We start from the raw sequence: 18479 nt of genomic DNA on the forward strand, positions 1-18479 counted from the left end.
CCGCATCACGAAGATCCGGGAACTCATCCACAGTCACCTGCGCGGGTCGTTCGCATCTCAGCGAATCCTTCGGCCACCGAACCCGAGTGGGAGCGGCAACGACCAGCGGTCTTTGGCTTCTGTGGAAGCGTACGTGACGGGGTGCGGTTCGGGCAAATCAGCCCTGACCGAGGCCTTCGCCGGCTCCCGCGCCGATCCCCTTGAGCATCTCCATGAGGTCGACGGTGTCCTTGGCCGGCGGGACCTGGACGCTCGTCTTCGTACCGTAGTCGGAGTAGAAGGCGGTCATGTTCATCGTGCCCTCGGGCAGCTTCATGCCGACGACCATCTTGACCGGGTAGCCGTCGCCGTTGACCCAGAGCTCGGTGTCGTAGCCCTTGATCCCCGATTCCCTCATCGTCGTGACGAGCTTCTCGCGGTCCGCCTTCGGCATGCCGTCGAAGGCCTTGTTGGCCTTCAGCATGTCCTCGAAGGCGATCGCGCCCTTGTAGTGCTGGGCGTCGACGCCCTCGACCTTCTCCGGGCCGATGTGCTTGATGCCCGGGGCCTCCAGGAGGAGCGCGAGCTGCTGGGCCGGGTCCTGGTTCATACCGCCCAGGCCCTGCGACATCTGCTTCCCCAGGACGGCGTCGGACCCCTTCGCGAGACCCGCGAAGTCCATCTTCATCCAGCGCTTGCCGTCCATCTCGGCGGCCTGCTCGGCACCCATGTCCATGTACATGACGTTGTCACGCATGATCATGCGGATCTTCTCGGGCATTCCGGCGGCGTCCGCGCCGGCGAACATGCCGCCGGACATTGTCACGTCCATCGCGGCCGGGTCCCAGCCCTGCACACCGGTCATGGTGGTAGTGCCGGAGCCCGGGCCGGCCCCCGTCATCTCGATGGTCATCCGGATCTTCGCGGCCTTGGCCTCGGAGGTCTTCGTGTACGCGGCCTGGATGACCTTGGTGACGTCCTCCAGGCTCTGCGTCCGCGGCTTCGCCGGCGCGTCGGCCGCCTTCGTACCGCCGTCCTGACATCCCGCGACACCCACCACGACGGCCGTGGCCGTCAGGGCGACGCCCGCGCGCTTCCATGCGGACATGTTCATGAGTGTTCCCCACCCCTTGATCAACGTCTTTACGGTTTCTTGAACCGTAACAAAGAACAGGCCCCCGCCTCTCCGAGGAGAGGCGGGGGCCTGTCGACCACTCAGCGAACCGGTGAGGTTCAGACCGCGGCCGGGTCCTCCTCGACGAGGAGGTTACGGGTGCGGTTGGAGTCCAGCGGGATGCCGGGGCCCATCGTCGTCGTCAGGGTCGCCTTCTTGATGTAGCGGCCCTTGGCGGCGGACGGCTTCAGACGAAGGATCTCGTCCAGGGCCGCGGCGTAGTTCTCGACCAGCTTCGTCTCGTCGAAGGAGACCTTGCCGATGATGAAGTGCAGGTTCGAGTGCTTGTCGACGCGGAACTCGATCTTGCCGCCCTTGATGTCGTTGACAGCCTTCGCGACATCGGGGGTGACGGTGCCGACCTTGGGGTTCGGCATGAGACCACGCGGGCCGAGGACGCGGCCGAGGCGGCCGACCTTGCCCATGAGGTCCGGGGTGGCCACAACGGCGTCGAACTCGTTCAGGCGGTTGCCCTTGGAGATCTCGTCGATGAGCTCGTCGGAGCCGACGATGTCGGCGCCAGCGGCGATCGCGGCCTCGGCACGGTCACCGGTCGCGAAGACCAGGACCCGGGCGGTCTTGCCGGTGCCGTGCGGGAGGTTCACGGTGCCGCGGACCATCTGGTCGGCCTTGCGCGGGTCGACACCCAGGCGGAAGGCGACCTCGACGGTGCCGTCGAACTTCGTGGCGGCGGTGTCCTTCGCCAGACGGACGGCCTCGAGGGGGGCGTAGTTACGCTCCCGGTCGATCTTGGCGTCCGCGGCGCGGAGAGCCTTGCTGCGCTTCACTTCTTCTCCTGTTGGTTCAGGTATGGAGTCGTGGTGCGGGCCGGCGCGGGCCCTACCACTAGGTCACAAGGGGGTTGATCAGCCCTCGACGGTGATGCCCATGGAGCGGGCGGTACCGGCGATGATCTTGGACGCGGCGTCCAGGTCATTGGCGTTCAGGTCGGGCAGCTTGACCGTGGCGATCTCGCGGACCTGAGCGGCCGTGAGCTTCGCGACCTTGGTCTTGTGCGGCTCGCCGGAGCCCTTGTCCACACCTGCGGCCTTGAGGATCAGCTTCGCGGCCGGCGGAGTCTTGGTGATGAAGGTGAAGCTGCGGTCCTCGTAGACCGTGATCTCCACCGGCACGACCATGCCACGCTGCGACTCGGTCGCGGCGTTGTAGGCCTTGCAGAACTCCATGATGTTGACGCCGTGCTGACCGAGCGCGGGGCCGACCGGCGGGGCCGGGTTCGCCGCACCGGCGTTGATCTGGAGCTTGATAAGCCCCGTGACCTTCTTCTTCTTGGGAGGCATTGCTCTCTCCGGGTCCTAGTGAGAGTGTTCAGCCCGCCTTCCGGTCATCCGGATGCAGGCATACCGCACAACGATAACGGGTATGGACGTGCGGCTAAAAACCGAGCAGGTCAGAGCGGCTGTAAGAGCCACTCTGACCTGGTCGGAAGACGGTGAGATCAGTTCTTCTGGATCTGGTCGAAGCTCAGCTCGACCGGGGTCTCGCGACCGAAGATCTCGACGAGGCCCTTGACCTTCTTCGAGTCCGGGTTGATCTCGTTGATCGTGGCCTGGAGGGTCGCGAAGGGACCGTCCGTGACCGTGACCGAGTCACCGACCTCGAAGTCCAGAACCTGGACCTCAAGCTTGCGGGCGGGAGCGGGCTTGCCCTCGGCCTCCGCGGCCTCACGGGCGGCCTTCTCCTCGGCCTCCGGGGCGAGCATCTTGACGATCTCGTCCAGGGTCAGCGGGTACGGGTCGTAGGCGTTGCCCACGAAGCCGGTGACGCCGGGGGTGTTGCGGACGACGCCCCAGGACTCGTTCGTCAGGTCCATGCGGACGAGAACGTAGCCGGGAAGCTTGTTCTGCTTGACGTTCTTCCGCTCGCCGCCCTTGATCTGGACGATCTCTTCCTCGGGGACCTCGGCCTGGTAGATGAAGTCCTCGACGTTGAGCGAGACGGCACGCTGCTCGAGGTTGGCCTTCACGCGCTTCTCGTAGCCGGCGTAGGTGTGGATGACGTACCACTCGCCGGGGAGGGTGCGGAGCTCCTCGCGGAGCGCGGCGACCGGGTCGACCGGGGCGGCCGGCTCGGCCTCCTCCTCGGTCTCGTCCGCGGCGTCCTCGGCCTCGACGGACTCGTCGTCGTCGGAGTCCTCGGACTCGTCCGACTCGTCTTCCTCGACCTCGGCCTCGGCGTCCTCGTCGGACTCCTCGGCTTCCGCCTCTTCCTCGTCCTCGACGTGGAGAGCGGCTTCCTCGGCGGCTTCGCCCGCAGCGTCGTCAGCAGCGTCGGCCTGGTCCTCGTCGGCGGCCTCGACGATGTCCAGCTCGTCCTCGGCGGACTCGGACTCGAAGGCGTCGTTCAGGTTCGCGTCAGACACGGTGGCTGCTTCTTCCTGCGATACAGATGGGGTGGAACAAAAAGTCAGCCGAAGACGTACTTGACTGCTTCCTGGAAGCCATAGTCAATCACGGTGACGAGGCCGATCATGATGACGACGAAGATAATCACCACAGTGGTGTACGACGTCAGCTGGCTGCGCGTGGGCCAAACGACCTTGCGGAGCTCAGCGACGATCTGGCGGTAGAAGAGCGCGAGACGGCCCAGAGGGCCCTTCTTTCCGCGCTTGCCGCCCTTACGGGCCTTCTTCTTCGCGTCCGCGGCTTCGTCGTCGGCATCAGGCATGTCGATGGAGCCTACGGCGTCCGTCACGATCTCTCACCTGATTCCGGGTCGGCCGTGCCGCGCCCGGGATGGAGCCGCACGGCGGTGCAATGAAGTACGTACATGCGCACAACACCTGGCGGTGTGTGTAGCAGGGCCGGAGGGACTTGAACCCCCAACCGCCGGTTTTGGAGACCGGTGCTCTACCAATTGAGCTACGACCCTTTGTTGGTGTGCCTCAACCTACCGCATCGTGAGATGTGGTCGGTGCGGGCCAACGAGCAGTGAGCATACGTGGTGATGGGGGTCCGCGTCGAACAGAAACCGCGCCGACCTGCCCTCGGACGGGCGTACGACCGGTATTGACCGTTCCTGTCCGGTCCGTGAAACCTGTGTGCCCGGCTCGGATCCGGTCTGGGACGATGGGCCGTATGAGCGCTGCTACCCCTCCCACCGAGCGTCGGGTCTCCGCCCGCGTCGGTGCGATCTCCGAGTCCGCCACCCTCGCCGTCGACGCCAAGGCCAAGGCCCTCAAGGCCGCCGGCCGCCCGGTGATCGGCTTCGGCGCCGGTGAGCCCGACTTCCCGACCCCCGACTACATCGTCGAGGCGGCCGTCGAGGCTTGCAGGAACCCGAAGTTCCACCGCTACACGCCGGCCGGCGGTCTGCCCGAGCTGAAGGCCGCGATCGCCGCCAAGACGCTGCGCGACTCGGGCTACGAGGTCGACGCCTCCCAGATCCTGGTGACCAACGGTGGCAAGCAGGCGATCTACGAGGCCTTCGCCGCGATCCTCGACCCGGGCGACGAGGTCATCGTCCCGGCGCCGTACTGGACGACGTACCCCGAGTCGATCCGTCTCGCGGGCGGTGTCCCGGTGGAGGTCGTCGCCGACGAGACCACCGGCTACCGGGTCTCGGTGGAGCAGCTGGAGGCGGCCCGCACGGAGAAGACCAAGGTCGTCCTCTTCGTCTCCCCGTCGAACCCGACCGGCGCCGTCTACAGCGAGGCCGAGACCGAGGCGATCGGCCGCTGGGCCGTGGAGCACGGCCTGTGGGTCCTCACGGACGAGATCTACGAGCACCTGGTCTACGGCGGAGCCTCCGCGGTCTCCCTCCCGGCGGTCATGCCGGAGCTGCGCGACAAGTGCATCGTCGTCAACGGCGTCGCCAAGACGTACGCGATGACCGGCTGGCGGGTGGGCTGGATCATCGGCCCGACGGACGTCGTCAAGGCCGCGACGAACCTGCAGTCGCACGCCACGTCCAACGTGAGCAACGTGGCGCAGGTCGCCGCGCTCGCCGCCGTCTCGGGCAACCTGGACGCCGTCGCGGAGATGGGGCGCGCCTTCGACCGGCGCCGCCAGACCATCGTGCGGATGCTCAACGAGATCGAGGGCGTGCTCTGCCCGACCCCGGAGGGCGCGTTCTACGTGTACCCGTCGGTGAAGGGGCTGCTCGGCAAGGAGATCCGCGGCAAGCGCCCCGAGACCTCGGTCGAGCTCGCGGCCCTGATCCTCGACGAGGCCGAGGTCGCGGTCGTCCCGGGCGAGGCCTTCGGCACCCCCGGCTACCTGCGTCTGTCGTACGCGCTCGGCGACGAGGACCTGGTCGAGGGTGTGTCCCGGATCCAGAAGCTGCTGGCCGAGGCGACCGTCTGATCCCCTCGCACGACCTGACGGGCCCCGGTTCTTCGGAACCGGGGCCCGTTTTTGCGTTCTAGCAAGGTCCCGATCGGGGAAACGGGGTGCCTTCGTCCATTCGGGTGCGGCAGTATCAGTCGATGGAGCACGTTTCACGCGACATCACCCTGCTGCCCAAGGCCCATCTGCACCTGCACTTCACCGGTTCGATGCGGCCCACGACGCTCATCGAGCTGGCCGACAAGTACGGCGTCCATCTTCCCGAGGCGCTGAGCAGCGGTACGCCCCCCAAGCTGCGGGCGACCGACGAACGCGGCTGGTTCCGCTTCCAGCGCCTGTACGACATCGCGCGCTCCTGCCTGCGCGAGCCCGACGACATCCGGCGACTCGTCCGCGAGGCGGCCGAGGAGGACGTCAGGGACGGCTCGGGATGGCTGGAGATCCAGGTCGACCCCACCTCGTACGCCCCGCTGCTCGGCGGGCTCATCGCGGCCATGGAGATCATCCTCGACGCGGTCGACGCGGCCTCGCGGGAGACCGGGCTCGGGATGCGGGTGCTCGTCGCCGCGAACCGGATGAAGCACCCCCTGGAGGCGCGGACGCTCGCGCGGCTCGCGGTGCGGTACGCGGACCGGGGCGTGGTCGGCTTCGGGCTCTCCAACGACGAGCGGCGCGGGATGGCCCGTGACTTCGACCGGGCGTTCTCGATCGCGCGGGACGGCGGTCTGCTCGCGGCCCCGCACGGCGGGGAGCTGACGGGCCCCGCCTCCGTACGCGACTGCCTGGACGACCTGCGGGCCTCGCGCATCGGCCACGGGGTGCGGGCGGCGGAGGATCCCCGGCTGCTGCGGAAGCTCGCGGAGCGGGGGGTGACCTGCGAGGTCTGCCCCGCGTCGAACGTGGCCCTCGGTGTCTACGAGCGGCACGAGGACGTACCGCTGCGGACGCTCTTCGAGGCGGGCGTCCCGATGGCGCTGGGCGCGGACGACCCGCTGCTCTTCGGCTCGCGGCTCGCGGCGCAGTACGAGATCGCCCGCCGGCACCACGGCTTCACGGACGCGGAGCTGGCGGAGCTGGCCCGGCAGTCGGTGCGGGGCTCGGCGGCCCCGGAGGGCGTACGGGCGAAGCTGCTGGCGGGGATCGACGACTGGATCGCCGACTGATCCGTCGGCGGGTCCTTCAGGCCGGTCCTCAGCCGGTCTTCAATCGGCCCTTCAGCCGGTCCTCAGCCGATCCCGCGCATCAGCGTGCGCGCGATCGAGCGGGCGAAGTCGTCGAGCGGCCCGGGGCCGTCCTCCGCCATCTCGTACGCGAAGGCCCGCTGGACGCAGGCGCCGAGGAGGAGGGCGGCGGCTGCCCGCGGGTCGGCGTCGGCGGCGACGCGGCCGAGTCGCTGCTCGGTGCGGAGGTAGGCCGTGAGCCCCTCGACGGGTTTGTGCGGGCCGGCGCCGAGCCGGCGCACGCCCTCCTCGTGGCGGGCCTTGAGCTGCGGCTCGGCGTAGAGCGAGGCGGCCATCGGGAAGCTCTCCTCGTAGAAGAGGGCGGCCTGCCGGGCGATCTCGGTGAGGTTGTCCTCGACGGTACTGCTGCCGGGGTCGGCGGCGAGCGCGCCGAGCAGCCCGCCGAGGCGGGGCAGCCGCTCGTCGAGGACGGTCAGGAAGAGCTCTTCCTTGCTCGCGAAGTACTTGTAGAGCGCCGCCTCCGAGCAGCCGGCGGCCTTGGCGATCTCCTTGGTCGTGGTGCGGGCGAGCCCCGCCGTCCGCATGAGGTCGCGCGCGGCGTCGACGATCCGTACGCGGGTCGGTCTCTGTTCCATGCATCCTCCAGCCACGCTTGACGCGTGAGTGAGTATCCACCCACCCTGGGGGTGAGTGAACACTTACCCACCCCAGGAGGGTGCGACATGAAGCTCACAGTCTTCGGTGCGACCGGCGGCATCGGCCGGGAGATCGTCCGCCAGGCGCTGGCCTCGGGCCACGAGGTGACGGCGGTGGTGCGGGACCCGGCGCGGCTCGCGGTCACCGGGGAGCGGCTCGCGGTCCTCCGCGCCGACCTCTCCGACCCGGAGGCCCTGCGCGGCGCGGTCGCGGGCCGGGACGCCGTGCTCTCGGGCCTCGGAGCCCGGACGCGCGCGGACGCGGGCGTGGCCGCCCGGCTGACCCGCTCGGTGCTCACCGCCATGGAGGCGGAGAAGTCGCGCCGCCTCCTGGTGGTCAGCGCGGCCCCGCTGGGCCCCGCCGCGGCGGGCGACGGGGTGCTCGACAAGGCCGCCCTCGCGCTGATCAACAGCGTCCTGAAGGACATCTACGCCGATCTGCGGGTGATGGAGTCCGCGCTGGCGGCGAGCGCCACCGACTGGACCTCGGTCCGCCCGCCGAGGCTGACGGACAAGCCGCTCACCGGCCGGTACCGCACGGTCGTCGGCGGCAATCCGCCCCGTGGCCGCACGCTGGCCCGCGCGGACGTGGCCCACGCGATGCTGGCGATGATCGACGCCCCGGAGACGGTCAAGCAGGGCGTGGGCGTCGCGTACTGACAGCCCTAGATCGTGACGCCGACGGTGACGGGCTCGTTGACGAGGGTGATGCCGAAGGCGTCCCGCACCCCGGCGACGACCTCCCGGGCGAGGGCGAGGAGGTCCTCGGTGGTCGCCTCGCCCCGGTTGGTGAGGGCGAGCGTGTGCTTGGTGGAGATCCGGGCGGGCCCGGAGCCGTACCCCTTGGTGAACCCGGCCCGGTCGATCAGCCAGGCCGCGGAGGTCTTCACGGCGCCGTCCTCGCCGGCGGGGAAGGCCGGCGGGGTGACGTCGGGGCCGAGCCGTCCGGCCACGCGCGTGAGGAAGGTCTCGTACTCCCCCACCGTCAGGATCGGGTTGGTGAAGAAGGAGCCCGCGGACCAGGTGTCGTGGTCCTCCGGGTCCAGGACCATGCCCTTGCCGGCGCGCAGCCGCATCACGGTCTCGCGGGCCCGGGCGAGCGGCACCCGGTCCCCCGCCTCGACGCCGAGGGCGCGGGCGGTCTCCGCGTACTTGATCGGCGCCGACATCCCGTCCGCGTCCTCCAGCTCGAAGCGGACCCGCAGCACCACGTACCGCGCGGGCTCGTCCTTGAAGAGGCTGTGCCGGTACGAGAAGGCGCACTCCGCGTTGGTGAGGGTGACGGTCTCCTCGGCGCGCCGGTCGTAGGCGACGACCTCGGTGACGGTGGCGGAGACGTCCTGCCCGTACGCGCCGACGTTCTGGATGGGGGTCGCGCCGGACGAGCCGGGGATGCCGGCCAGGCACTCGATCCCGGCGAGTCCGGCCTCGACGGTCCGCGCCACGGCGTCCGACCAGACCTCGCCCGCGGCGAGCTCCAGGCGCGTGCCCTCCAGGGCGAAGCCGGTGGTGGCGATGCGCAGCGCCGTGCCGTCGAAGCCCTTGTCCCCGATGACCAGGTTGGAGCCGCCGCCGATGATCAGCAGCGGGGTGCCCGCGGCGTCGGCCTCGCGGACGGCCGCGACCACCTCGTCGTCGGTGGTGGCGGTGACGAGCCGGGTGGCGGGTCCGCCGAGCCGGAAGGTGGTCAGGGGCGCGAGGGGGGCGTCGTGGAGTGGCTGCACGGGCTCAAGGGTACGAGAAAGCCCCGTACCCCCTGACGACGTCGGGGGATACGGGGCTCCGCGTCTCAGGCGAGCTCGACCACGGCTCGCGACATGCCCAGGACCTTCTGGCCCGCGCTCGTCGCGGTGATGTCGACCCGCACCTTCCGGTCGTCCAGCTTCGCGGCGACCTTGGCGCTGACCTCGACGAGGGCGCCCTGGTCGTCGTTGGGGACGATGACCGGCTTGGTGAAGCGGACGCCGTACTCGACAACGGCGGCGGGGTCGCCGGCCCAGTCGGTGACGACGCGGATCGCCTCGGCCATGGTGAACATGCCGTGGGCGATGACGTCCGGGAGGCCGACCTCCACCGCGAACTTCTCGTTCCAGTGGATGGGGTTGAAGTCCCCGGAGGCGCCGGCGTACCGCACGAGTGTGGCGCGCGTCACGGGGAAGGACTGCGCGGGCAGCTCGGTGCCGACCTCGACCTCGTCGTAGGCAATCTTGGCGGTCATGGTCAGGCCCCCTCGGGTGCGCGGGAGACGAGCTTCGTCCAGGCGGTCACGACGTGCTCGCCGGAGGCGTCGTGGACCTCGCCGCGGATGTCCAGGATGTCGTTGCCGGCGAGGGACTTGATCGCCTCGATGGTGGAGGTGACCGAGAGCCGGTCCCCGGCGCGCACGGGCCGGGTGTAGGCGAACTTCTGGTCGCCGTGGACCACGCGGCTGTAGTCGAGCCCGAGCTGCGGGTCCTCGATGACCGCGCCGGCCGCCTTGAACGTGATGGCGAACACAAAGGTGGGCGGGGCGATCACATCGGAGTGACCGAGCGCCTTGGCGGCCTCGGTGTCGGTGTACGCGGGATTGGCGTCACCGATCGCCTCGGCGAACTCGCGGATCTTCTCGCGGCCGACCTCGTAGGCCGGGGTGGGCGGATAGGTCCGGCCCACGAAGGACTGGTCGAGCGCCATGGACTCGATACCTCCAGGATTCATTGCCGATGTTGCTGGGTGCTGCCGAGAAACGACACGAGGCCGCCCCCTAGTGGGGACGGCCTCGTGTACGAGCCTGTTTAGCGCGTCTCGCGGTGTGCAGTGTGCGAGTTGCAGCGGGGGCAGTGCTTCTTCATCTCCATGCGATCCGGGTTGTTACGCCGGTTCTTCTTGGTGATGTAGTTCCGCTCCTTGCACTCCACGCAGGCCAGCGTGATCTTCGGGCGGACGTCGGTGGCAGCCACGTGAGTGCTCCTTGGACGGATGGGACGGATGAACGCATAAAAGAGTAGCCGATCGAAGGACCGACCCCACAATCGGCTACCGTGTGTAGCGGTGACCGGACTTGAACCGGTGACACAGCGATTATGAGCCGCTTGCTCTACCGACTGAGCTACACCGCTTTGATGATCTGGATCCCGCCCGAGGGCGGGGTCCTTCTCACCAGAGCCCCAATACGGAATCGAACCGTAGACCTTCTCCTTACCATGGAGACGCTCTACCGACTGAGCTATTGGGGCGAGCGAGGAAGACATTACACGGTCTCCCGCCCATCGCCCAAATCCGTTTCCGCGCGCCTCCGCGAAGGCCCTCGTCCGGGGTCCGCGAGGGCTCTCACCAGGCGTCACGTACGCCACTCGTGGACTCATCGGTACGACTATTGCGCTCCTCCTCGAAGGTCGGTCCGAGCCGCCCTAGGCTCTGCCCCACTTGCGCGATCTTGATCTTGAGGAGCCTTGAGGAGCCCGATGTCAGCCGACAGCAAGCAGCCCCAGCCGCCCGAGGACGGGGCCGCCACCACCGCCGACTCGACCTCGCTCCTGCTCTCCCACGCCCGCCTCACCGACGGCCGGACCGTGGACGTCCGGCTCGTGGGCGGGCGGATCGAGGCCGTGGGGACGGCCGGCAGTCTCAGCGCCGTCGGCGGTTCCCGCGTGGACCTCGCCGGCTATCTGCTGCTGCCCGCCGCCGCCGAACCCCACGCCCACGCCGACACCGCGCTCTCCGCCGACACCCCGGGCCCCGTCTCGTACGCCCCGGAGGAGGTGCAGCGGCGGGCGACCGAGGCCGCCCTGCTCCAGCTGGGCCACGGCGCGACGGCGCTGCGCGCGCACGTACGGATCGGCGACGTGCAGGGCCTCGGCCCCCTGGAGGCCGTGCTCCAGGGCCGGCGCTCCCTGCGGGGTCTCGCCGACCTCACGGCGGTCGCCGTGCCCCGGCTCCTCACCGGGGCGGCGGGCGCGGACGGGCTCGCGATGCTGCGGGACGCGGTGAAGATGGGCGCCGGGGTGGTCGGCGGCTGCCCGGACCTCGACCCGGATCCGGCGGGGTACGTGGAGGCGGTCCTGGAGATCGCGGCCGAGCACGGCTGCCCCGTCGACCTGCACACCGACGGGGACGACCCGGCCCGGCTCGCCCGGCTCGCGGCGATGGCCGGCGGGCTGCGGCCAGGGGTGACGATCGGGCCGTGCGCCGGGCTCGGCCGGCTCCCCTCGGACGTGGCGCGGCGGGCGGCGGACCAGCTGGCGGCGGCCGGGGTGACGGTGGTGTGCCTGCCGCAGGGCGGCTGCGGGGGTACGGAGCTGCGCGGCGCGGCGCCGGTGCGGCTGCTGCGGGCGGCCGGGGTGCGGGTCGCGGCGGGCAGCGGGGCGCTGCGGGACGTGTCCAACCCGGTGGGGCGGGGGGATCCGCTGGAGGCGGCGTACCTCCTCGCCTCGCTCGGCGGGCTGCCGCCCCAGGATGCGTACGCGGCGGTGAGTTCGGGGGCTCGGGCGGCGATGGGGCTGCCGGAGGTGCGGGTGGAGGCGGGCTTCCCGGCGGAGCTCCTCGCGGTGCGCGGCGAGCGGCTCGCGGGCGTGCTGTCCCTCGCGTACAGCCGGATCGTGGTGCACCGGGGGCGGGTGGTGGCCCGGACGAGCGCGGTGCGGGAGTACTGCGACTCGGCGGCCGCCCTGGACCTGCCCCGGCAGGTGCGGCCGGAGCGGCCGCAGCCGCCGGAGCCGGGGAGCCCTCCGGCCGGTCCCGTCGTACGGTCGTGAGTATGCGCATCGTCATCGCTGGTGGACACGGACAGATCGCCCTGCGCCTGGAGAGGCTGCTGTCGGCGGGCGGACACGAGGTCGCGGGGATCATCCGCAGGCCGGAGCAGGGCGACGACCTACGGGACGCGGGCGCCGAGCCGGTGATCCTGGACCTGGAGACGGCGTCGGTGGAAATGGTCGCGGCGGTGCTCCAGGGCGCCGACGCGGCGGTCTTCGCGGCGGGCGCGGGCCCGGGGAGCTCGGTGGAGCGCAAGGACACGGTGGACCGGGCGGCGGCGGTGCTCTTCGCGGACGCGGCGGAGCGGGCTGGCGTGCGGCGCTATGTGGTCGTCTCCTCGATGGGCGCGGACGCGGCCCACCAGGGCGACGAGGTCTTCGACGCCTACCAGCGCGCCAAGGGCGCGGCCGACGACGACATCCGGCGCCGGTCCACCCTGGACTGGACGATCCTGCGCCCGGGCTCCCTGACGAACGACGCGGGCAACGGCCTGGTCCGGCTGGAGGCCCACACCGGCCGGGGCATGGTCCCGCGCGACGACGTGGCGGCGGTCCTCGCGGAGCTCATCGACACTCCGGCGACGGCCGGTCTGACCCTGGAGCTCATCAGCGGCTCGACGCCGCTGGCGGTCGCGGTGAAGGACGTGGCCGGAAACTGACGACGCGGCCCGGCCGGCCCCGTAAACGAGTGAAGGTCCCCGGTGCGAACACCGGGGACCTTCTTCACGTGGCGACGCCAGGATTCGAACCTGGGTAGGCTAAGCCGACGGATTTACAGTCCGCTCCCATTGGCCACTCGGGCACATCGCCATGAGATCGCTGCCGTGGAGCCGCTTTCGCGGTGTTCCGTGGCAACGACGTAAACAATACCTGATCCCCGGGGGTGGTTCGCCACCGGATTGATCAGCGGTTCGAGCCGTGGCGCACCCCCTAGGCTTTGGGCTGTACCCCACAACCGAGCAAGGAGCCACGAGTCATGGCCGACTCCAGTTTCGACATCGTGTCCAAGGTCGAGCGGCAGGAGGTCGACAACGCCCTCAACCAGGCCGTGAAGGAGATCTCCCAGCGTTACGACTTCAAGGGAACCAACGCCAAGATCGAGTGGTCGGGCGAGAAGATCCTGATGCAGGCGAACGGCGAGGAGCGCGTCATGGCGATCCTCGACATCTTCCAGACCAAGCTGATCAAGCGCGGCATCTCGCTGAAGTCCCTCGACGTCGAGGGCGAGCCGCAGCTGTCCGGCAAGGAGTACAAGCTCTTCGCGTCGGTCACCGAGGGCATCTCGCAGGAGAACGCCAAGAAGGTCGCGAAGGCGATCCGGGACGAGGGCCCGAAGGGCGTCAAGGCGCAGGTCCAGGGCGACGAGCTGCGGGTCAGCTCGAAGAGCCGGGACGACCTGCAGGCCGTGCAGGCGCTGCTCAAGGGCAAGGACTTCGACTTCGCCCTCCAGTTCGTGAACTACCGCTGAGCCGTCGAGGCTCGTGTCCGAATTCCGCCAGCCCGAGGGTCGGCGGGCCCCGCACACTGGATCGTGGAAGGTCCGTGCGGGGAGAGGAACCAGTCATGACCGTGTACGCGTACGTCGACGGCCCCCTGGGCGAGATGCTGCTGGTCGGGCAGCTCGCCGAAGGGGGCCGTGTCGTGCTGCGCTCGCTGTCCCTGCCGGGGCAGAAGGGCGGCGTCGAGGTCGAGGACGGGTGGATCCCGGCGCCCGAGGCCTTCGCCGAGGTCGCCGGGCAGCTCGGTGAGTACTTCGCCGGGCGGCGGGACCGGTTCGACCTCCCGTGCGACCTGGGCGGCGGTACGGAGTTCCAGCGGCGCGTCTGGCGGGCGCTGGAGGAGATCCCGTACGGCACGACCGTCTCCTACGGGGACGTCGCCCGGCTCGTCGGCTCGTCCGGGGCCGGGGTGCGGGCCGTGGGCACCGCGATCGGGCGCAACCCGCTGCTCGTGGTGCGGCCCTGCCATCGGGTGATCGGGGCCGACGGGAGTCTGCGCGGGTACGCCGCGGGGCTGGAGCGGAAGCAGCGGTTGCTGCGACTCGAGGGTGCCCCAGCGGGGTCCGTGTGAGCGAGGGGCTCTTTCCGCGCGAGCGGGCCGTCGTCGCGCCCGGGGCCGTGCACGTGCCCGGGTGGCTGCCGCTCGCGCGGCAGCGGGAGTTGGTGGACGCCTGCCGGGAGTGGGGGCGCGGGCCCGTGTCGTACCGGCACACCGTGCTGCCGGGCGGGGGCGTCATGTCGGTGCGGTCGCTGTGCCTGGGGCGGCAGTGGGAGCCGTACCGCTATCTCGACTCGGTGGGGGTCGAACTGCCTGACTGGCTGGTCGCGTTGGGGCAGGAGGCGGTCGTCGAGGCTTATGGGGAGGGTGCTGGGTTCGTGCCTGATACCGCGCTGGTGAACTTCTACGGGGTCGGCGCGCGGATGGGCATGCACCAGGACAAGGAGGAGCGGTCCGGGGCTCCGGTGGTGTCGTTGAGCCTCGGGGACCGGTGCGTCTTCCGGTTCGGGAACGCGGAGAACCGCGGGCGGCCCTATCGGGACGTCGAGCTGGCCTCCGGTGATCTCTTCGTCTTCGGCGGGGCCTCGCGGTGGGTTCATCACGGGGTTCCCGTCGTCCGCCCGGGTACGGCCGACCCGGCGCTCGGTCTGGTCGGGCGGCTCAACGTCACGCTGCGGGAGACCGGTTGGTGACGGCCCTCTAGGCTGAAGCGCGTGGCAGAGGAACTGCGCCGGTCGCTCGGCGTTTTCGACGCGGTGGTGATCGGGCTCGGCTCGATGATCGGGGCGGGGATCTTCGTGGCGCTCGGGCCGGCGGCCGGTGCGGCCGGGTCCGGGGCCGGGCTTCTCTGGGCGCTCGGGGTCGCCGCCGTCGTCGCGTACGCCAACGCCATGGCATCGGCCCGGCTCGCCGCCCTCTATCCGGCCTCCGGCGGCACCTATGTGTACGGTCGCGAACGCCTGGGTTCGTTCTGGGGGTACCTGGCCGGCTGGGCGTTCGTGGTCGGCAAGACCGCCTCGTGCGCGGCGATGGCGCTGACCGTCGGGGCGTACGTGTGGCCCGCGTACGCGCACGCGGTGGCGGTCGCCGCCGTGGTGGCCCTGACCGCCGTCAACTACCGGGGAGTTCAGAAGTCGGCACTGCTCACGCGGGTCGTCGTGGCGGTGGTTCTCGCGGTCCTCGCCGGTGTGGTCGTGGTGTCCTTCGGGGCCGGCGAGGTGTCGTCTCCCGCGTTCGGCGGGGAGGTCGTGGCGGGCTCCGTCTTCCAGGCCGCGGGTTTGCTCTTCTTCGCGTTCGCGGGGTACGCGCGCATCACCACGCTCGGCGAGGAGGTCCGCGATCCGGCCCGCACGATCCCCCGCGCGGTGCCGGTGGCCCTCGGGATCGCGCTCGCCGTCTACGCGGCGGTCGCGGTGAGCGTGCTCGCCGTCCTGGGGCCCGACGCCCTGGCCGACTCCCCCGCGCCGCTCGCCGACGCGGCCCGCGCGGCGGACGCGCGGTGGCTGGTGCCGCTCGTCACGGTGGGCGCGGCGGTCGCCGCGCTCGGCTCGCTGCTCTCGCTGATCCTCGGGGTGTCCCGTACGACCCTGGCGATGGCCCGGGACGGGTACCTGCCGGTCCGGCTCGCGGCCGTGCACCCCCGCTTCCACGTTCCGCACCGGGCCGAGATCGCCGTGGGCGCGGTGGTGGCCGTCGTGGCGGCGACGGCGGACGTGCGCGGCGCGATCGGCTTCTCGTCCTTCGGCGTGCTCGTCTACTACGGCATCGCGAACGCCTCCGCCTGGACCCTGGGGGGCCGGAGCCGGCCGCTCGCCGCGCTCGGGTTGACCGGGTGCGCGGTGCTCGCCTTCTCGCTTCCTCTCGGCTCCGTCCTCGTGGGGTCCGGGGTCATCGCGGCGGGGGTCGTGGCGTGGGCGGTCAGTCGAGGACGAGCCGTACCCCCGCGTGCGTGAGCTCGTCGACGAGCTCCTGGAAGGTCGCGGGGCGGTGCCCGCTGTAGGGCAGGACGCCCAGGCAGGCGCGGGCCACGTCGGCGTGGTGCCAGACGACGGTGGCGCCGGCCAGTTCCTCGCCGGGCCCTCCGGCACGTAAGCGGCGGCCGGGGCCGAGCACGGCCTCTCCCAGCGCGCACCGGAACGCGTCCTCGTCGACGATGTCGGTGCCGTCGAGGTGGTACGTGGCGCCGGGGACGGGCTCCGGGGCGCCGTACGGGGCGTGGGCGGCGGCCCGGGCCAGCCACTCGCCGCGGGCCGCGCCGGCGAACCGCTTCCAGGTGCCGGGCTCGGTGGGCCCGGCCTGCCAGAACAGGTCCCATATCTCGCCGGTCGCGGGGGGCACCAGGCGCGTACGGGGGAACGAGAGGGTGAGGTCGACGAGGCCGCGGTGGCGGGTGGAGGCGGCCCAGCCGGTGATCCGGCCCGCCTCGCCCTCGTGGTGGCCCCTTCCGATCCGGGTGAGGCCTCGGTAGCGGACCTCCGGGTACTCCCGCGCGCCCGCGGCGAGGGCGTCGCGCAGTGCGCCGCGCGGTGAGCAGCCGACGAAGGTGACGTCGGTGTGGGTGTCCTCCTCGGGTGCGGCGCGCGTGACCGGGATCAGGTTCCCGCACGGGACCGGGTCGGCGGCCTGGCGGGCGGGGCTCGGCTCGCCGGTCGCCTCGATCGTGACGACGTCGCCGCGCATGCCGAGGACCCGGGTCTCCGCGAGGGCCCACAGAGTGCCGTGGAGGTCCACGACGAGCGTGCCGAAGGGTGCGGTGCCGTCGACGATCGCCTGGGTGACGGCCCGGGAGAGCTCGCCGCGCGGTTCGCAGCCGCGGAGCTCGTAGCGGATGCGGGCGGGCGCGTCCGGTTCGGCGAAGAGGCCCTCCACGTCCGCGCAGAGGGCCAGGACGTGGAGGGTGGGAGCGCCGGGGGTCGGATCGGCTCGGGGCGGATCGGCTCGGGGCAGGTCCGTGGCTGGCGGATCGGCTCGGGGCAGGTCCGTGGCTGGCGGGTCGGCTCGGGGCAGGTCCGTGGCTGGCGGGTCGGCTCGGGGCGGGTCAGTGGGGCGCGGGTCGGCTCGGGGCGGGTCCGTGGGGCGCGGGTCGGCTCGGGGCGGGTCCGTGGGGCGCGGGTCGGCGGGGGCGGCGACCAGCGCGTAGCGCGGGTGCCGCATCAGCGGGCCGCGAACGCCTGGTCCGTGGGGACGATCTCCTTGCCGAGGGGGAGCAGCGAGACGGGGATCAGCTTGAAGTTCGCGATGCCGAGCGGGATGCCGATGATCGTGATGCAGAGGGCGATGCCGGTGACGATGTGCCCGAGGGCGAGCCACCAGCCGGCGAGGATCAGCCACAGCACGTTGCCGACACAAGAGGCCGCGCCCGCGTCGCGGCGGTCGACGACCGTGTGCCCGAAGGGCCACAGGGCGTAGAGGCCGATGCGGAACGCGGCGAGGCCGAAGGGGATACCGATGATCGTGATGCAGAGGAGGACGCCCGCCAGCATGTAGCCGAGGAACATCCAGAATCCGCAGAGGATCAGCCAAATGACGTTGAGAACGGTCTTCACGGGCGGGGACCTGCCATCTGTTCGAGTCGGGCGATGCGCTCGGCCATCGGCGGATGGGTGGAGAACATCTTGGACATGCCCCTGCCGGGGCCGAAGGGGTTCGCGATCATCATGTGGCTCGCGGTCTCGATCTTCGGCTCGGCCGGTAGCGGCAGCTGCTTGGTGCCGGCTTCCAGCTTGCGCAGGGCGCCGGCCAGGGCGAGCGGGTCGCCGGTGAGCTGGGCGCCGGAGGCGTCGGCCTCGTACTCGCGGGAGCGGGAGATGGACAGCTGGATGATCGAGGCGGCGATCGGGCCCAGGATCACGATCAGCAGGTAGCCGAGGATGCCGGGGCCGTCGTCGTCGTTGGAGCGGCCGACCGGGATCAGCCAGGCGAAGTTGACCAGGAACAGGACCACCGAGGCGAGCGCTCCGGCGACCGAGGAGATGAGGATGTCCCGGTTGTAGACGTGGCTCAGCTCGTGGCCGATGACTCCGCGCAGCTCGCGCTCGTCGAGGATCGCGAGGATGCCCTCGGTGCAGCAGACGGCGGCGTTGCGCGGGTTGCGGCCGGTCGCGAAGGCGTTGGGCGCCTGGGTCGGCGAGATGTACAGCCGCGGCATCGGCTGGCGGGCCTGCGTGGAGAGCTCGCGCACCATCCTGTACAGCGCGGGGGCCTCGAACTCGCTGACGGGACGGGCCCGCATGGCCCGCAGCGCCAGCTTGTCGCTGTTCCAGTACGCGTACGCGTTGGTGCCGAGCGCCACGACGAGCGCGACGATCAGCCCCGTCCGTCCGAAGAAGCTGCCGATGACGATGATGAGGGCGGAGAGCCCTCCGAGGAGGACGGCGGTCCTCAGCCCGTTGTGCCGGCGGTGCACGGTACGC

22 protein-coding genes and 4 tRNA genes are annotated in these 18479 nt (G+C 70.9%); 9 read left to right on the forward strand and 17 right to left on the reverse strand.

From position 1 onward, the window contains the following. Positions 1 to 157: 157 nt before the first annotated feature. The 6 genes from ACWFR1_RS02510 to ACWFR1_RS02535 form a co-directional block, all read right to left on the reverse strand. Positions 158 to 1093, reverse strand: coding sequence for a hypothetical protein (locus ACWFR1_RS02510; RefSeq protein ID WP_453545592.1), 936 nt, complete (start codon positions 1091 to 1093; stop codon positions 158 to 160). Between the two features lie 119 nt (positions 1094 to 1212). Next, the gene (gene rplA, locus ACWFR1_RS02515; protein WP_024755370.1) at positions 1213 to 1941 is read right to left on the reverse strand and encodes a 50S ribosomal protein L1; all 729 of its coding nucleotides are present in this window, start codon (positions 1939 to 1941) and stop codon (positions 1213 to 1215) included. Between the two features lie 78 nt (positions 1942 to 2019). After that, complete coding sequence (gene rplK, locus ACWFR1_RS02520) at positions 2020 to 2454, reverse strand: 50S ribosomal protein L11 (RefSeq protein ID WP_030318720.1); 435 nt, start codon at positions 2452 to 2454, stop codon at positions 2020 to 2022. A gap of 158 nt (positions 2455 to 2612) precedes the next feature. Then, positions 2613 to 3536, reverse strand: coding sequence for a transcription termination/antitermination protein NusG (gene nusG / locus ACWFR1_RS02525; protein ID WP_453545595.1), 924 nt, complete (start codon positions 3534 to 3536; stop codon positions 2613 to 2615). A gap of 44 nt (positions 3537 to 3580) precedes the next feature. Further along, on the reverse strand, positions 3581 to 3868 hold the full coding sequence (secE, locus tag ACWFR1_RS02530) for a preprotein translocase subunit SecE (RefSeq protein WP_267045277.1): 288 nt from the start codon (positions 3866 to 3868) through the stop codon (positions 3581 to 3583). Between the two features lie 104 nt (positions 3869 to 3972). Continuing rightward, positions 3973 to 4045, reverse strand: a tRNA-Trp gene (locus ACWFR1_RS02535). Between the two features lie 206 nt (positions 4046 to 4251). Between ACWFR1_RS02535 and ACWFR1_RS02540 the strand changes: the two genes are divergently transcribed. Both ACWFR1_RS02540 and ACWFR1_RS02545 read left to right on the forward strand, forming a co-directional pair. Continuing rightward, positions 4252 to 5478, forward strand: a complete 1227-nt coding sequence (locus ACWFR1_RS02540) for a pyridoxal phosphate-dependent aminotransferase (protein ID WP_453545598.1) — start codon at positions 4252 to 4254, stop codon at positions 5476 to 5478. A 122-nt stretch (positions 5479 to 5600) separates the two neighbouring features. Beyond that, a complete protein-coding gene (locus ACWFR1_RS02545; RefSeq protein ID WP_453545600.1) occupies positions 5601 to 6623 on the forward strand; it encodes an adenosine deaminase in 1023 nt (340 codons plus the stop codon). 62 nt (positions 6624 to 6685) lie between these two features. On the opposite strand, the gene ACWFR1_RS02550 is transcribed toward ACWFR1_RS02545, so the two are convergent. Continuing rightward, on the reverse strand, positions 6686 to 7276 hold the full coding sequence (locus tag ACWFR1_RS02550; protein ID WP_453545602.1) for a TetR/AcrR family transcriptional regulator: 591 nt from the start codon (positions 7274 to 7276) through the stop codon (positions 6686 to 6688). 87 nt (positions 7277 to 7363) lie between these two features. Here ACWFR1_RS02550 and ACWFR1_RS02555 point away from each other — a divergent pair, with 87 nt between their 5' ends. Next, on the forward strand, positions 7364 to 7996 hold the full coding sequence (locus ACWFR1_RS02555; RefSeq protein ID WP_453545604.1) for an NAD(P)-dependent oxidoreductase: 633 nt from the start codon (positions 7364 to 7366) through the stop codon (positions 7994 to 7996). A gap of 5 nt (positions 7997 to 8001) precedes the next feature. On the opposite strand, the gene ACWFR1_RS02560 is transcribed toward ACWFR1_RS02555, so the two are convergent. The 6 genes from ACWFR1_RS02560 to ACWFR1_RS02585 all read right to left on the reverse strand — a co-directional run bounded on the left by ACWFR1_RS02560 (position 8002) and on the right by ACWFR1_RS02585 (position 10551). Beyond that, positions 8002 to 9129 carry a UDP-N-acetylmuramate dehydrogenase gene (locus ACWFR1_RS02560; RefSeq protein WP_453545777.1) on the reverse strand — a complete coding sequence of 376 codons (1128 nt, stop codon included), beginning with the start codon at positions 9127 to 9129 and terminating at the stop codon, positions 8002 to 8004. Continuing rightward, on the reverse strand, positions 9126 to 9554 hold the full coding sequence (locus ACWFR1_RS02565) for a MaoC family dehydratase (protein ID WP_453545606.1): 429 nt from the start codon (positions 9552 to 9554) through the stop codon (positions 9126 to 9128). Before ACWFR1_RS02565 ends, ACWFR1_RS02560 begins: the two co-directional genes overlap by 4 nt. A gap of 2 nt (positions 9555 to 9556) precedes the next feature. After that, the gene (locus tag ACWFR1_RS02570; RefSeq protein WP_453545608.1) at positions 9557 to 10009 is read right to left on the reverse strand and encodes an FAS1-like dehydratase domain-containing protein; all 453 of its coding nucleotides are present in this window, start codon (positions 10007 to 10009) and stop codon (positions 9557 to 9559) included. Between the two features lie 101 nt (positions 10010 to 10110). Next, complete coding sequence (rpmG, locus tag ACWFR1_RS02575; protein WP_007265873.1) at positions 10111 to 10275, reverse strand: 50S ribosomal protein L33; 165 nt, start codon at positions 10273 to 10275, stop codon at positions 10111 to 10113. Positions 10276 to 10361: 86 nt separating this feature from the next. Next, positions 10362 to 10434, reverse strand: a tRNA-Met gene (locus tag ACWFR1_RS02580). A 44-nt stretch (positions 10435 to 10478) separates the two neighbouring features. Continuing rightward, a tRNA-Thr gene (locus ACWFR1_RS02585) sits at positions 10479 to 10551 on the reverse strand. A 228-nt stretch (positions 10552 to 10779) separates the two neighbouring features. On the opposite strand from ACWFR1_RS02585, the gene ACWFR1_RS02590 reads away from it, so the two are divergent. Beyond that, positions 10780 to 12069: an amidohydrolase family protein gene (locus ACWFR1_RS02590; RefSeq protein WP_453545610.1), complete on the forward strand. Its 1290-nt coding sequence runs from the start codon at positions 10780 to 10782 to the stop codon at positions 12067 to 12069. 2 nt (positions 12070 to 12071) lie between these two features. After that, positions 12072 to 12728, forward strand: coding sequence for an NAD(P)H-binding protein (locus ACWFR1_RS02595; RefSeq protein ID WP_453545612.1), 657 nt, complete (start codon positions 12072 to 12074; stop codon positions 12726 to 12728). Between the two features lie 69 nt (positions 12729 to 12797). On the opposite strand, the gene ACWFR1_RS02600 is transcribed toward ACWFR1_RS02595, so the two are convergent. After that, positions 12798 to 12879 (reverse strand) — tRNA-Tyr (locus ACWFR1_RS02600). A gap of 166 nt (positions 12880 to 13045) precedes the next feature. On the opposite strand from ACWFR1_RS02600, the gene ACWFR1_RS02605 reads away from it, so the two are divergent. From ACWFR1_RS02605 to ACWFR1_RS02620, 4 genes are all read left to right on the forward strand, one after another. Next, on the forward strand, positions 13046 to 13537 hold the full coding sequence (locus tag ACWFR1_RS02605) for a YajQ family cyclic di-GMP-binding protein (RefSeq protein WP_386300090.1): 492 nt from the start codon (positions 13046 to 13048) through the stop codon (positions 13535 to 13537). A gap of 95 nt (positions 13538 to 13632) precedes the next feature. Next, the gene (locus ACWFR1_RS02610) at positions 13633 to 14139 is read left to right on the forward strand and encodes a methylated-DNA--[protein]-cysteine S-methyltransferase (protein ID WP_453545614.1); all 507 of its coding nucleotides are present in this window, start codon (positions 13633 to 13635) and stop codon (positions 14137 to 14139) included. Further along, a complete protein-coding gene (locus ACWFR1_RS02615; protein WP_453545616.1) occupies positions 14136 to 14759 on the forward strand; it encodes an alpha-ketoglutarate-dependent dioxygenase AlkB family protein in 624 nt (207 codons plus the stop codon). Before ACWFR1_RS02610 ends, ACWFR1_RS02615 begins: the two co-directional genes overlap by 4 nt. A gap of 21 nt (positions 14760 to 14780) precedes the next feature. Then, positions 14781 to 16019, forward strand: a complete 1239-nt coding sequence (locus tag ACWFR1_RS02620) for an APC family permease (RefSeq protein WP_453545618.1) — start codon at positions 14781 to 14783, stop codon at positions 16017 to 16019. Here ACWFR1_RS02620 and ACWFR1_RS02625 read toward each other — a convergent pair. From ACWFR1_RS02625 to htpX, 3 genes are read right to left on the reverse strand one after another with little or no spacing between them, the layout of a single operon-like run. Further along, entirely contained in the window at positions 15985 to 17220 is a 1236-nt protein-coding gene (locus ACWFR1_RS02625) for a hypothetical protein (RefSeq protein WP_453545620.1), read from the reverse strand. The two genes, ACWFR1_RS02620 and ACWFR1_RS02625, sit on opposite strands and share 35 nt — an antisense overlap. Further along, on the reverse strand, positions 17220 to 17612 hold the full coding sequence (locus ACWFR1_RS02630; RefSeq protein ID WP_453545622.1) for a YccF domain-containing protein: 393 nt from the start codon (positions 17610 to 17612) through the stop codon (positions 17220 to 17222). The genes ACWFR1_RS02625 and ACWFR1_RS02630 overlap by 1 nt, the downstream gene beginning before the upstream one ends. Then, a complete protein-coding gene (htpX, locus tag ACWFR1_RS02635) occupies positions 17609 to 18472 on the reverse strand; it encodes a zinc metalloprotease HtpX (protein WP_453545624.1) in 864 nt (287 codons plus the stop codon). Before htpX ends, ACWFR1_RS02630 begins: the two co-directional genes overlap by 4 nt. Between the last annotated feature and the right edge of the window lie 7 nt (positions 18473 to 18479).

It is taken from the genome of Streptomyces sp. NPDC055103 (genome assembly GCF_053607625.1).